The organism is Bacillus sp. 7884-1, assembly GCF_002272245.1.
In the GTDB taxonomy this organism is placed as follows: Bacteria; Bacillota; Bacilli; order Bacillales; family Cytobacillaceae; genus Neobacillus.
This window is the reverse complement of sequence record NZ_NPDD01000127.1, coordinates 1-15,039: the sequence shown is the minus strand read 5'-3', so window position 1 is coordinate 15,039 and position 15,039 is coordinate 1. Positions and strand designations below refer to the sequence as shown.

Here is a 15,039-nt window from a genome sequence, read left to right as displayed (position 1 = left end):
TATGTAGTCTTTACTAGATTCAAAGGAGGTTTAGTTGAAAATTATTCTACAACCCTCCAACCTAGAGGGTTATCGGTTATTCAAATAAAAGGTGAGAGGAGCTTCCCCCATTTGAAAAACAGTAAGAGCAATGTTATGACTTTAGCCCGGATGGGTTGGGTGGTTCAACCGATTTATGTGTTCATAAAGTTTATAAAAGGAGAATTCAAATGAAAGGAAAAAAATGGATAAGACCGAATTTTGCAGCTTTTTTGATGATCTTTCTTTTACTAGGTACAATCTTCCCGGTAAAAAGCGTTGCATTTCAAAACGGAATATCAAATACAAGCCCAATGGGGGAAAAAGTGGATCCGAAGGTCATACAAGCCTTCGAAAAAAACGAGTACACGAATGTGATAGTTGAGTTAAAAAGCCAAGCGGATGTAGGAAAAATTTCAAATCAAGCTCGGGAAGAGGCAAGGAAAGCGAAGGCTACCAGCTATCAAGAGAAACTCCGCGTCCGTTCTTCTGTCGTTTCCGGACTACGAACGAATGCTGAACAAACACAGTATACGATCCGGAATTTTATTCAACAAAAGAAATCGGAAGGTAAACTGAAGGATGATCAATCTTACTACATCGTAAATGCAGTTTCCTTTAATTCGACGAAAAAAGTTGTGGAGGAAATCGCAGCCTTTCCGGAAGTAAACCGTATTTACTTAAACGAACGTCACGTAATGCCGAAACCTGAGACATCAGGAGGACAAACCTTAACAAGTGAACTGCCTTGGAACCTGGAAAAAATCCATGCAAAAAAAGCATGGGAAAATGGTTTGGATGGATCAGGTGTTGTGATTGCAACGTTTGATACGGGGGTGGACGTCAACCACCCGTCGCTAAAGAACCAATACCGAGGACTTAATGCAGATGGCACTTTTACACACACCTATAATTGGCTCGACTTGGTGGGAGATAGTCCTGTTCCAATTGATGCACATGGGCATGGTACACATGTGACAGGAACGATGGTTGGCTATGACCCGGAAACAGGCATGCGTACCGGAGTGGCTCCGGGGGCACGCTGGATTGCAGTTAACGCATTTTCAGAGAATGGCGCGCTGGATACAGACTTGATAAAAGCAGGAGAATGGCTTCTTGCCCCGCAGGATGAAGAGGGAACACCGCATCCGGAGATGGCACCGGACATCATTAATAACTCATGGGCAGGAAGTTCTACCTTGAATGACTGGTTTAGATCGGTTGTGAAAGCATGGGTAGCTGCCGACATTACACCGGTTTTTGCAGCAGGAAACGACAGCGAATGGACGCCGGTCGGGCCGGGTTCTATAACCAATCCAGCTAATTATCCTGAAGTTATTGCAGTTGGCTCAACGAATCCAGACAACCGAATCTCATGGTTTTCATTAAGAGGACCTTCTCCCTATGGCGGAAGTGAAATAAAGCCGGATTTGGTTGCACCGGGGGAAGCGATTCTTTCAACCCTCCCCAATAACGAATACGGGTTGCTATCGGGAACCTCCATGGCAGCACCACTTGTTTCAGGGGCCATAGCCATTATAAAACAAATGCAGCCAAACATGTCCATCGAAAAGCTTAAAGAATCCTTGTATACCGGATTGATTCCATTATCCGATTCGACGTATCCATCTTCTCCGAATGATGCCTATGGGAGAGGGATTCTTGACCTGACAGGTATGGTTAAGAGCGTTTCTAACGGGGTCGGCAGCCTGGTAGGAAAAGTAGGTTATAAAGCTGTTGATAAAAAGAAGCCTTCCGCAATCCATGAGCCTCTTCCTTATGCTTATGCGAATGCGCCTTTAAATCTCTCTGTACAAGCATCGGACGATTTGGCCGTTTCTAGGGTGGAACTTCATTATCAAGTCGACGGAGCAACAGAGCAAACAACCACTGGCACACTCTTTAAAGGCACCTTTAATAACGGTTCCTATTCAAGTGAACTCCCTTTAGAACAAGTAAAGGGGAAAAAAATTACGTACTACTGGGAAATTACGGACTATGCCGGAAACAGGACGAAAACCGTTCCTGTCCACCTGCTCCTGAAGGAAGGGGTGTCGGTCGGGTATAAAACAGACTTTGAAACAACTCCTGTAGGGTGGTACAGTACCGGAAGAAACAGTTCCTGGAATTGGGGGAAGGTCATGACGCCCGTTCTGAAGGTGCCTTCCGGGACCAATGTGTACGCGACTTCGATTCCTGACTGGAGAGATAGTATGGATTTTTACTGGAGTTATAACAATAACGAGGAATCCATGCTGACGATGCCTCCGATCCAAGTGAAAAAAGGAGAAGCGGTATTCCTTAACTTTAAACAGACCTTTGGTTTTCCTTCCTGGCCTGTCCGAGGGACGGATGATTGGGGCCAAGTACTCGTTTCTGAAGACATGAAGAACTGGCATGTGGTGAAAACAAACGAAGGGCATTTAGAGACAAAATGGGAATCTATTTCTGTCGACTTGTCTTCCTTTTCAGGAAAAACTGTTTATGTTGCTTACCGTTTCCATTCCGACAGTAGTGGAAAAAATTTAGGGTGGTATTTAGATGATGTTGCCATAGAAGCCAAGCCTTCCGGCGACGTCTATCAACCCTTACCATCAACGACTGTATTTGAACCCATTGGAGAGGCAAAAAAACTACCAAGCCCTAATGAAAAACAAGTTTCCATCCCACTTAGCGCGCAAATACAGATTGTTGAAAATGGAAGGCTTATAGCGACGGACCCACCGGATGGAAGCTTCAGTCTGAAACTGCCGGCAGATGAATACCACTTGCTAACCGAGGCCTATGGCTTTAATCAAAAGATTCAAACGGCGAAAGTAACGAAAGATGCATCAACTAATGTAGATATACAGTTATCCCCATTAGATAAAGGCGTCGTCAAGGGAATTGTCAAGAACAGTGAATCCCAAAAAACAATCAAGGGAGCCACGGTGAAACTTATTGAAGACGCCGCTGTCGCCCCGGTAAGAACAAAAGCTAACGGTAAATACTCGCTTACACCTTTTGAAGGAACCTATACGCTTGAAGTGAGTGCGCCCTATTTTCATACCTACCGGGAACGGATTGAAATTAAGGGGAATTCAAGCAGTACAATTCAGATTCACTTAAAGCCTTTTATCGGTACAGAAGGTGAAATCGGCTATGATGATGGCTCGGCTGAAAATGTCTTGTTGGTCTCCGGTGATGACGAGGCCGCAGTAAAAATGACATTGAAGGATGGACAGGAACAAGCATTGCTGACCGCCGGCCTGTTTTATATCGACCCAAGCTGGTGGAATCCGGGTGGAGAAAATTTTCAAGTTGATGTATATGATGCCACTGGACCTGATGGAGGGCCGGGAAAGAAATTAACGGCATCCATTACTGCAAAATCGGATGCAGTTCCCGGATGGGTCAAAGTAGATCTTACCCCTTACTCCATTTACGTACCTAAGGAATATTTCCTTGTATTTAGCACCCAAGGTCCAGATCCTTATGTGCCTACCCTTGGTTTTGATCTCAGCAGCCCGTTCTCAGAACGATTTTGGAAGCTTTACAATGACCAGTGGAATAAAGTAGAGAAAGGGTCGCTGATTGGACCATTTGCAGAAGGTTTAGATGCAGCCAATCCGATGATTCGCTCCGTCGTTTCATATGAAACCAAATAATAGTCTACAAAGCTGGAAACTATCAGCTTCTATATGAATGCGTATGAAACAGGATTAGAACCAGTCATTGAAATACCACAGAATAATAGTAAGATAGATTGAAAGGTTATCAGATAGTAGGAGTGACAGTTCACCATCCAGCCAGCTGCGTGAGCTGTCACTGCTCTCCTCAAGCTGTTCTCAGAATGGATAGCAACCTATTACCGTTTTATATAAAAATGAATGTTCAAGGTGTGGGAAATCTTGGAGCTGAGACAATTAGAATACTTTATGGCCCTATGTAACGAGCTTCATTTTACAAAGACGGCAGAAAAATTAAGAATTGGGCAGCCTACCTTAAGCTATCAGATGAAAGCGTTAGAGGATGAATTGGGTGTTCGTTTATTTGATCGTTTAGGAAAAAAATAGCGATCACAGAAGCGGGCGAAATTCTCCTTAAACAATGCATAAAGGTGTTCGAAAATTTAAATTTTGCCACTGAACAAATAGAAGAGCTGCAAAAAATGAAAAGAGGGAAAATAGTGATAGGGGCACTGTCTGGTGACTTAAGTCTTATAGCCTCCAAGGTTTTGCTAGAATTTCATGCTGAGTACCCTCAGGTTCAGATCCAGTTATTTTCGATAGATGACGCGGTAGAAAAGGTAAAACAATACGAAATTGACTTGGCTCTAACCTTCATGCCAAAACCAGATGAGAGTTTTGTCCATATTCCTTTATATGTTGATGAATTCTTTTTAGTACTGAGAATGGATCATGATTTGTCTGAAAGAGAGGCAATTGAGTTTCATGAAATTCAGGATATTCCACTTATATTAAATCCAATCGGTCATTGTTTTAGGAAATTACTTGAGGAAGCGTGTCTATCTGCTGGGATTGTCCTCCAGCCTATCATTGAATCAACTGATTCAAAAGCAATATTGGAACTAGTCGAGGAAGGGATAGGGGCTACCATACTTTCAGAAACACTCTTTTTATTAGAAAATAAAGGGAATTTAAGGGCTATCAAAATAACAAATCCATCAATCATCAAGGAAGTGTCAATAGTCCACCATAAACAAAAATATATTGGAACAGCTGCAAAAGGTTTTATTGAAATATTAATGAACTTTATTAATAATCATAAGGCATCAACGGAGAGCCATAAAGAAACACAGTTAACCTAAACTTGATAATAGGAACCTGCAAAATCGTTTAATACCTAAAAACAGAAAATGAACTATGATGTTGAATATCGGACACCCAAAATAAAGGGGCTGATATTCTTTTTTTATATCCTTACTCCAAAGTGATGGCCATAATTGGGTTTGCTTTACTTGTGATTAACAATTTCCGACAGACTGGATTGGACCATAAATTAAGCCTTCCCTCGACATATTCAGTAATTTTTCCTATATTAATACAACATAAAATGACTAAACACGTGTATTTTTTCTAAGATTAATTCGTTAGTTTTTTTCATCTAATTTGTTAATCAGTTCAATCAAAAATCTTGTATTGTTAATATTTCAGAATACTTATACTATTATGAAGTCTTTAATAAATTCAAAGGAGGTCTAGTTGTAAGTTGTATGATACCCATGAAACTTATAGGGGTATTGGTAAGTTTCCTAGTGTCTATCATTCTCTTTAACAGCCAGTTTATAAAAGGAGGATTCAAATGAAAGGGTTAAATAGAAGAAAACCGAATTTAGTAGCTTTTTTGATGATTTTTCTTTTACTAGGAACTATCTTTCCTGTAAAAGGAGGTGCGGTTCAAAACGGAGTATCAAATCCAAACCAAATGGAAGGAAAGGTGGACCCAAAGGTAATACATGCCTTTGAAAAAAACAAGTTCACGAATGTGATTCTAGAGTTAAAAAGTCAAGCGGATGTTGGACAAATCGCTAATCAAGCTCGGGAAGAAGCTAAGAAATTGAAGGCTACCAGCTATCAAGAGAAACTCCGAGTCCGTTCAGCTGTCGTGTCAGGACTACAAACGAATGCTGAACAAACACAGTATACTATCCAGGATTTTATCCGTCAAAAAAAAGCGGAAGGCAAACTTAAGGATGATCAATCATACTACATCGTAAATGCGGTTTCCTTTACATCCACGAAAGAAGTCTTGCAGGAAGTCGCAGCCTTTCCGGAAGTTAACCATATTTACCTAAACGAACGGCACGCTTTGCCGAAACCGAAGACATCTGGAGTCCAAAAATTAACAAATGAGCTGCCTTGGAACCTGGAAAAAATTCAGGCAAAAAAAGCATGGGAAAAAGGGTTGGATGGATCAGGTGTCGTGATCGCAACTTTTGATACGGGGGTGGACGTCAACCATCCTTCGCTTAAGAACCAATATCGAGGACTCAATGCGGATGGCACTTTGACACACACCTTCAATTGGCTGGACTTGGCGGGAGATAGTCCTGCTCCAATGGATTCATTTGGACACGGTACACATGTGACAGGGACCATGGTGGGCTATGATCCGGAAACAGGCATGCGTACCGGAGTGGCTCCAGGGGCACGCTGGATTGCAGTTCGGGCATTTTCAGAGGACGGCGCGCTGGATACGGACTTGCTAAAAGCAGGAGAATGGCTTCTCGCTCCATGGGATGAAAAGGGAACTCTTCATCCAGAGATGGCACCGGACATTATTAATAACTCATGGGGTGGCAGTTCTACCTTGAATGAATGGTTCAGATCGGTTGTGAAGGCATGGGTGGCAGCCGACATTACACCGGTTTTTGCCGCGGGAAACCACGACGGTATGACGACGCCCGTCGGGCCAGGTTCAATAGTCAATCCAGCGAATTACCCGGAAACCGTTGCAGTAGGCTCAACGGATTCAGCCAACCGAATCTCATCGTTTTCCTTAAGGGGGCCATCTCCTTATGGCGGCAGTGAGATAAAGCCGGATTTGGTCGCACCAGGGGAAGCGATTCTTTCAACCCTCCCAAATAACGAATACGGGTTGTCATATGGGACCTCCATGGCTGCACCACATGTGTCTGGCGCCATTGCCATCTTAAAGCAAATGCAGCCAAACATGCCGATCGACAAGCTGAAAGAAACGTTGTATGCCGGATTGATTCCGTTATCCGATTCAGATTATCCATCTTCCCCGAATGACGCTTATGGGAGAGGGCTGCTTGACCTAACAGGTATGGTTAAGAGCGCTTCTAACGGGGTCGGCAGTCTATCAGGTAAAGTAGGTTATAAAGCTGTCGATAAAAAGAAACCGGTAGCCAGCCATGAGCCTCTTCCTTATGCTTATGCGAATGCGCCTTTAAAACTCTCTGTACAAGCCTCTGACGATTTTGCCGTTTCCACGGTGGAACTTCATTATCAAGTCGGCAGAGAAGCAGAGCAAACATCAACTGGCACACTCTTCAAAGGCAACTTTAATAGCGGTTCCTATTCAAGTGAACTTCCTTTAGAACAAGTAAGAGGGAAAGAAATTACGTATTACTGGAAAATTACGGACTATGCGGGAAACAGTACGAAAACCGCCCCTGTTCGCCTGCCCCTAAAGAAAGGGCTGTCGGTCGGATATGCAACAGATTTTGAAACAACACCTATCGGGTGGTACAGTACCGGTAGAAACAGTTCGTGGAATTGGGGGAAGGTCATGCCGACGCATGTGGTGAAGGCGGCTTCTGGGACAAATGCGTACGCGACCTCGATCCCTGACTGGAGAGATAGCATCGAACATAACTGGAGTTATAACAATAACGAGGAATCCATGTTAACTATGCCTCCGATCCAAGTCAAGAAAGGAGAAGCGGTGTTCCTTAACTTTAAACAGACCTTTGGATTTCCGTTTTTGGTAGGGGCGAATGATTACGGTCAAGTGCTCGTTTCTGAAGACATGAAGAACTGGCATGTGGCGAAAACAAACCAAGGGCATTTATACACAAAATGGGAACCCATTTCTGTCGACTTGTCTTCCTTCTCAGGGAAAACAGTATATGTAGCTTACCGTTTCCATTCCGACAGTGACAAAACAAATTTAGGGTGGTACTTAGATGATGTTGCCATAGAAGCCAAGCCTTCCGGCGACGTCTATCAACCCTCCGCAGCAACGACTGCATTAGAACCATTTTTGGGGGCTGAAAGGCTGCAAGGCACCGATGAAAAACAAGTTCTCGTCCCACTTAGCGCCCACATACAGATTGTTGAAAATGGAAGGCTTTTAGCGACCGATCCAACAGAAGGCAGCTTCGGTATAAAGCTGCCAGCAGATGAATACCACCTACTAGCCGAGGCGTATGGCTTTAAGCAAAAGATTCAAACGGCGAGAGTAAGGAAAGATGCATCGACCAATGTTGCTATACAGTTGTCCCCATTAGATAAAGGGATCGTCAAGGGAACCGTCAAGAGCAGCGAATCCAAAAAAACGATCAAGGGAGCCACAGTGAAACTCATTGAAGACGCCGCTGTCGCCCCGTTAAGAACAGATGCAAGCGGTAAATACTCGCTTACCCCTTTTGAAGGAACATATACGCTTGAAGTGAGTGCCCCCTATTTTCATACCTACCGGGAACGGATTGAAATTAAGGGCAATTCCAGCCTTTCAATCGATATACATTTAAAGCCTTATATCGGTACAGAAGGTGAAATCAGCTATGATGATGGCTCGGCTGAAAGTGTCTTTCCGGTCAGTGGAATAGACGAGGCAGCATTAAAAATGTCATTGAAGGATGGCCAGGAACAAGCATTACTGACTGCCGGCCTGTTTTATATTGACCCACGCTGGTTCAGTCCTGGCGGGGAAAATTTTCAAGTTGATGTGTATGATGCTACTGGACCTGAAGGAGGGCCTGGAAAAAAATTAACGGAATCTATTCCTGCTAAATCGGATGTCGTTCCAGGCTGGGTAAGAGTAGATCTTAGTCCTTACTCCATTTACGTACCGAAGGAATATTTCCTTGTATTCAGCACCCAAGGTCCATATCCATTTGTGCCGACCCTTGGTATGGATAGCAGCAGCACATTCTCAGACCGCCTATGGTGGAAAACTTACAAACAGCCGTGGCGTAAAGAATCTGGTGGTGTTGGTCCCCTGGATGGAGTTGCTCCTGCAGGAGCAGGAGGTGCAGGCAATCCGATGATTCGCTCCGTCGTTTCATATGAAACCAAATAAAAATCTATAAAGCTGCAAACAAAGAGAGAAAAACGATTGCAAGTAAAATAGGGTTGTTGTACAGTTAGTATTTATTAATTTAAATGCAAAATAAAAGTTTGATGAGGGACAGTTCGCCCAATAAGAATGGTTGACTATCTCTTTATCATTAGATTGTTAGACTGTTTAAACTATGCGATTATCTACTTTACTATCAAATGAAGCTCACAAGGTTATAAAAATCCTTATTATGGAATTAATAAATGCATTTACGTAAAATATTTTGGATAGACTTATTTAAAATTACGCGGAGTTTTAACCTGATGTGGTATTTCTTGTAAAAATCATAAGCATTCCTATATTTTTGTGAATCATTGGTGCCATACGTAAAAAAACATGTTACAGTAAGCAATTTATAGTAAAGCTGTTCTCAACAAACATTACTTAAAAAAGGGATCATCTGCTGCTGTGCGGCCGATGATTCCTTTTTTCTGAATTTTTCTCTATCAACAATATCTTTAATGGTTACATTTCTTACGCCAATAGAAAAGTAGTATAATTAGTAGGCGATACCTACACGTGATTGTATATAACCATTACTTTTTATCAGGTTATATGTAAATTCTGCTGTATCAGGTACGGATATTTCAACGCCACCCTCCGGCAAAAAATTACGATCTACACGATAATTACCTACACTCTTACCATCCGGCAAATAGGTAGGGCAGACAATAGTCCATTTGAGTGTTGATTGTTTAAGCATATCGTAAACTTTATGATGTTCTTTCGCTGCGCGGACTGACTTGCGCTTTGATTCACTTGACTGATAACGAAGTGTATTTGGGCTGGTTCTACTTTGCAGGATACCTGCAGTGCCTATAGTTATAATTCGTTTTATACCTGCGTTTTCCATTGCTTCGATTATTAGTGGCATACTATCTGATAAAGTGGTTGTCCCATCAGTATTTAATGCACTAATAACTACATCGATCTCACGCATGGCACGTACGATATCATCTTTATTTAAAACATTACCTTGAAGAATAGTTAAATTTTCATTGTTTATTTGAATCTTCTCTGGAGTGCGGACTAATGCAGTAACATGATGTCTGTCACGAAGGGCAAAAGTAACTATTTGACATCCAACTCGTCCTGTTGCACCTAAAATTAAAATATTGATGAGTAGGAACCTCCTTTTACGATACAATATTACCCTACACTTAAAAGTAATTATATCGTCTTCTTCAACAAATAGGTATAAGAGTTTATGGAGGGATAGTGCGGTATCCTGTTTTTGTCATTGAGTTAAATTACGAAATTTAGCGGTGCTGAAACTGATGTTATTACTTTTAGGAGAGGAGTATATCAATCCTCATTTAAACGGCAACGTCAACTGCAAAAATAACCGCATCGGCTTTTCATAATTGCTCGGAAGTTTGCGATTCTCAATGCCATTTGCCCCTGCTTCTACATACACATCTTGATGGCGGTTTATTTAAATCAAATCTTATCAATAAAAAATTATCGACTCATTAAATGTTTAAGTGCATCCAGCTCTGTCAAACATAATAAAAGACTTGAATAGACAGTAAAAGAAGAAATTACATGGTTTTATTAATTTTAATAGGAATTTTTATGAGTGAAGCGATAAATGAAAAGAAGGAACTGGTGTTAGAGGGTTAAACCCTGCTTTGTATATGATAGTTATTCACGATTGGTCATCTACACTGAAAAGGTTAGTTAAATCGAAAAACTTAAAACTTTGAAATTATGAGGGGAATAAATGAAAGCTGAGAAACTTCTTTATCTCTACAATTGTATGAGTTTATATCCAAAGACTATAAAGCTCTTTTGGAATGTTCTGCAAAAGAAATAAGTTGCTATTATTTATCTGGTACCGAGTTTTCCATATTGGAATTGTTTTATTATAAGAGAAAGGTGCTATTTGAGGAAATTGAAAGGGAAATTCTGATAACTAGTAGAGCCATAACGATTTACATTAATCAATTAGAAAAAAAAGGATACATTAAACGTGTTCCATCAAAGGGTGTAAATTTTGCACATATTACGAAAAAAGGTACAGAGCTGTTTGATAATATTTTCCCTAAACACTGCAAAGCAATCGATAGAGCTATGCATGGACTTACAAACGAAGAAAAGTAGGTTGCTATTGATCTGATAAAAAAATTGAGTCTACTAACTTAAAAAGATATGTAATTTTGAGAACATCTTTGTTTTTCAGGAAAGGATGGTTAATATGGGTAGATTTTTACCGATTCTTGTATTTTTTTCTATTTTCATTCTGGCCTCTTGTAGCCCAAGTCCTGATACTAGTTTCTCGAAAAATAATAAAGAATCCGACCTTCAAGAAAATAAAAAATCTGACCCTCCAATAAAGGAAGAAAGTAAACCATCAGAAACTTTTCCAAAACAAATAAGAGATTTAGCTTTAAATGGAAAAGGTTTAAATTCTGAATTTACATTGAAAACTAACATCCAAAATGTTTATGAAAATTGGGGCGATCCTGATTATACAGATAAGTATAACGAGTGTTTTTATGTAAGGTATGAACAAAGGGGAATTACATTTGGTTTTTATGAAAACGGGGAAATCTTTGATATTCGATCATACGATGACAAACTACAATCATTAACCTATGATGAAATTATGTCAGCACTTGGGGAACCGACTGATACAAGGAGAGTAAATGACGAATCTATTTATGTGTATAAACTGAATGAAGAAATTGAGCTAAAATTTATTATTCCTAATAAATCAGGCACAGTAGATCATACATCGGTATTCCTTACTAAAAAAACTGACGATACATCAAACATTAATAAGGACAATATTTTAGAAATCAAAGGAACATCCAATAATTTGTCAGAAAAAGCATGGACGAATATGTTGAAGTCACGTGCAGAAATGCTTGCTTTGGCTAAAAGCTTCCCTAAGAATATATTTTTAAATGGATCTAACCAAAAAAAAGTTGCCCTTACATTTGATGATGGACCAGATAAAACGATAACACCTGAAATAATAGATATATTAGCTCGATATAACGTAAAGGGTAATTTCTTTTTTGTTGGTGAGAAAGTTCGTCTTTATCCAGAAATCGTTAAAACGGCATTCGACGATGGCAATTTAATATTAAGCCACAGTTATTATCATAATGACCTTAGTAAGCGTGGTAAGGATAATATAACAAGAGATCTTGTAATGACAAACGATGCTATTCAAGATGTTATTGGGAAAAGACCAGCATTATTTAGACCGCCATATGGTGCAACAAATAACTTTGTCCTTTCTTCTGCACAAGAAAATAATTTAAAAATCGTTTTATGGTCGATTGACACTCTTGATTGGTCTCAAAAGGAAAGTGTTCATATTAAAGAAAATGTTCTTAATAATGTCCGTAATGGAGATATTATTTTAATGCACTCTGATGGAGATAAGACTGAAACTGAAAAGGCATTGCCTTTAATCATAGAAGGACTTATAAATAAGGGTTTTCAAATTGTTACTCTAGACATTTTAATTAATGAAGCGGCTTATAGATAAAAAAGACTGATTAAAACCGCGTATTTTTGTTTGAAACTAGTAATAGGATAGACCGGTGGAAAAACCTCCGGTCCCTTTGTAGTCAGAGGATAGAACCGATATAGATAATAGACAAAAAACGAGGGAAGACACAAGTAATAAACTCACTTGGGTAGGAGAATATGCTGATAAGGCAGGTATGGAACATTTTTAGGGTTAAAGGAAATTACATCTGGAATGGACCTGATTTTGTTTTTAAAAATAAATACAACCAACCTATTTTAATTCAAGCAAATACGTTAGGGAATAACTTACAGTGGCATCCCGCTCAGGTGGAACGTACGAAATCGGACTGCTGTGTATCTACTGCATTATAAAGAGTTGATGAATTTATCCACTTTAAAATTTCCCATTCCATCAACTATAACTTTTCCGCTGGCGTCTACTTTTAGAAGTGGAAAAGACATATCGATCCCATTTCCAAAATATTGATCATAATTGGTATGAATGTTAGATTCAGGAATACCTTCGTTTTTAATGATTTCGATTAAATTCATCAAGTAAAGTGGACTCTCATTTAGTGGGGGTTTAAAGACTATCAAATTAACAAATCCAGCTTTCATCAAGGAAGTTCATTGTCCACCATTAACAAAAATATATTGGAACAGCTGCAAAAGGTTTTATCAAAATATTAATGAACTTTATAAATGAGATTAAGGCATTAGAGGAGAGCTATAAAGAAAGACAGTTATCTAAAGTAAGACAATAGAATCCGGCAAAGAAAAAACCTCTATAAATTCCCTTAATTTAGGAATTTCACAGAGGTTTTTTTATATGTTGCTCTTCGAAAAATATTTCCGAGTATCTTCACGTATTTGTTTAGGTAAGACACCATCAAGCTCATCATTTAACCACGCAAGTGTTCTACTTCGCAAAAAATCACGCATTTTTTCCTCTGCAGAGAGCATAACTAAATTGATAGTACAAGAGGCACTTGGGGAGCAGATTTTTTCTCTATACAAATAACCATTATCTTTAATATTTTTACACTGGAAAATCGGCTTAGGCCCTTCAACGGCTTCGATTACATCCCAAAAAGAAATTTCTTCTGGAGATTTTGCGAGTTTATAACCTCCCTTAACCCCAGGAACTGAACTTACTATACCAGCCTTGGATAATTTAGTAAAAATTTTTGAGAGATAAGTATCTGAAATACCTTGATAAAAGGAAAGTTCCTTTATTCCAGTGGGAGAACCCTCAGGGATATCAATTAAATAAACAAGACAGTGAAGTGCATACTCAACTCCAATACTATATTGCATAAAAAACACCTTTCTCATAAAAAAAAGTAATTATTTTACTTAATCTTAGAAATGATTTAATTCTTTGTCAAACATACAAATTTGATTTAATGGAGGATTGACATAATATAATAAACAATCTATTATAGATATAGTTAATCGACGATTAACACTGTCTGTAATTGTTATTTAATTTTATATATTTATTGAGTGAACTATTTTAAGGAGGTAATTAAATTGAAACAACGAATCGAGTACTATAATGTAGCACCAGCAGCACTTAAAATAATGATGGAAATGGAGAAATATACGAAAACTACAGGTATAGACCGCAAACTTCGTGAACTTATAAAAATTCGGGCCTCTCAAATTAACGGCTGTGCTTATTGTTTGAATATACACACAGCAGATGCTCGAAAAATGGGTGAAACTGAACAAAGAATATATTGTGTTAGTGCTTGGGAAGAGTGTGAATTCTATTCCGATGCAGAAAAAGTAGCTTTAGAGTTAACAGAGTACGTTACATTAATTCCAACAAAACGTGTTCCAGAAGAACTTTATCAACGAGTACGTAAACACTATGACGAGAAACAGTATGTTGATCTTGTTCTAATCATTAATCAAATCAACAGTTGGAATAGAATTTCTATTGCAATGGGGAATACAGCTACTGAAAAATAATTTACTCTCAACGAATAGTCCGATGTACAAGTGGGTGGTCTTTAGGACCACTCACTTTTTTGTATTTACTTTGATATATATATAATTTTATCCATCTAATTTCTTGATGGGTACAATCTAAAAAGTTGTATTGTTAATATTTCAGAATACTTATACTATTATCTAGTCTTTTATTAATAGAAAAGGAGGTCTAGATGTAAGTTGTTGATTACCATGCAACTTAGAGGATATGGGATATTTAATAAAATTTGAGAGGAGTACCACCATTTTGAGAAATAGTATAAGTATGTTCCGTCTTTCATTAAGTTTACTAGTATCTTTTATTCTCTTAATCAGTATTGTCCTTCCCAATACTACTATCGCACAAGGTAATTCAGTAGAGAGTAAGCCCATCTCAGCTAGTAAGAATACTTCGGTTGAAGATAAGATAGATTCTAAGCTTATTAAACAATTTAAGGATCAGGATCAGATCACATTCCTATTAAAGTTTGAAGATCAGGTTGATACAACGAAAGTAGCATTGGAAGCAGCAGAAAAAGCAAAAAAACAGAAACTCACAGAAGTTAGTGCAAAACTACAGGTTCGTTCGGCTGTTGTTTCGACATTACGAAATACTGCGGTGGAAAAATGAAACGCGGCAACTAATCTCACCAACCCAACCTAAAGTAAAAACGGCCAATCTAAATTCATCAACGGTTGAATGGGGAGTTGAAAAAGTCGGAGCCCCTCAAGTATGGGATATGGGTA

Annotated in this window: 11 protein-coding genes; 8 read left to right on the top strand and 3 right to left on the bottom strand. The window is 39.1% G+C overall.

What is annotated here, in order from left to right; all coding sequences use genetic code 11:
- Nucleotides 1–209 precede the first annotated feature (209 nt).
- The 4 genes from CHI06_RS15120 (at nt 210) to CHI06_RS15105 (ending at nt 8,790) form a co-directional block, all read left to right on the top strand.
- Nucleotides 210–3,665, top strand: a complete 3,456-nt coding sequence (locus CHI06_RS15120) for a S8 family serine peptidase (protein WP_095249448.1) — start codon at nt 210–212, stop codon at nt 3,663–3,665.
- Nucleotides 3,666–3,908: 243 nt separating this feature from the next.
- Nucleotides 3,909–4,073: a LysR family transcriptional regulator gene (locus CHI06_RS15115; RefSeq protein WP_179292633.1), complete on the top strand. Its 165-nt coding sequence runs from the start codon at nt 3,909–3,911 to the stop codon at nt 4,071–4,073.
- 95 nt (nt 4,074–4,168) lie between these two features.
- Entirely contained in the window at nt 4,169–4,828 is a 660-nt protein-coding gene (locus CHI06_RS15110) for a LysR family transcriptional regulator substrate-binding protein (protein WP_142300964.1), read from the top strand.
- Nucleotides 4,829–5,322: 494 nt separating this feature from the next.
- Entirely contained in the window at nt 5,323–8,790 is a 3,468-nt protein-coding gene (locus tag CHI06_RS15105) for a S8 family serine peptidase (protein WP_095249441.1), read from the top strand.
- A gap of 538 nt (nt 8,791–9,328) precedes the next feature.
- On the opposite strand, the gene CHI06_RS15100 is transcribed toward CHI06_RS15105, so the two are convergent.
- Complete coding sequence (locus CHI06_RS15100; protein WP_095249490.1) at nt 9,329–9,949, bottom strand: NAD(P)-dependent oxidoreductase; 621 nt, start codon at nt 9,947–9,949, stop codon at nt 9,329–9,331.
- 635 nt (nt 9,950–10,584) lie between these two features.
- Here CHI06_RS15100 and CHI06_RS31095 point away from each other — a divergent pair.
- Both CHI06_RS31095 and CHI06_RS15090 read left to right on the top strand, forming a co-directional pair.
- Complete coding sequence (locus CHI06_RS31095; protein ID WP_095249439.1) at nt 10,585–10,932, top strand: MarR family winged helix-turn-helix transcriptional regulator; 348 nt, start codon at nt 10,585–10,587, stop codon at nt 10,930–10,932.
- 94 nt (nt 10,933–11,026) lie between these two features.
- Nucleotides 11,027–12,331: a polysaccharide deacetylase family protein gene (locus CHI06_RS15090; RefSeq protein WP_179292631.1), complete on the top strand. Its 1,305-nt coding sequence runs from the start codon at nt 11,027–11,029 to the stop codon at nt 12,329–12,331.
- 350 nt (nt 12,332–12,681) lie between these two features.
- Here CHI06_RS15090 and CHI06_RS15080 read toward each other — a convergent pair whose 3' ends face one another.
- Both CHI06_RS15080 and CHI06_RS15075 read right to left on the bottom strand, forming a co-directional pair.
- Nucleotides 12,682–12,936 (bottom strand): hypothetical protein, encoded by a 255-nt coding sequence (locus CHI06_RS15080; RefSeq protein ID WP_095249434.1) that lies wholly within the window; start codon nt 12,934–12,936, stop codon nt 12,682–12,684.
- 204 nt (nt 12,937–13,140) lie between these two features.
- On the bottom strand, nt 13,141–13,632 hold the full coding sequence (locus CHI06_RS15075) for an RrF2 family transcriptional regulator (RefSeq protein ID WP_095249433.1): 492 nt from the start codon (nt 13,630–13,632) through the stop codon (nt 13,141–13,143).
- Between the two features lie 216 nt (nt 13,633–13,848).
- On the opposite strand from CHI06_RS15075, the gene CHI06_RS15070 reads away from it, so the two are divergent.
- Nucleotides 13,849–14,292: a carboxymuconolactone decarboxylase family protein gene (locus CHI06_RS15070; protein ID WP_095249431.1), complete on the top strand. Its 444-nt coding sequence runs from the start codon at nt 13,849–13,851 to the stop codon at nt 14,290–14,292.
- A 268-nt stretch (nt 14,293–14,560) separates the two neighbouring features.
- A complete protein-coding gene (locus CHI06_RS15065; RefSeq protein WP_095249430.1) occupies nt 14,561–14,923 on the top strand; it encodes a hypothetical protein in 363 nt (120 codons plus the stop codon).
- Nucleotides 14,924–15,039: the final 116 nt, after the last annotated feature.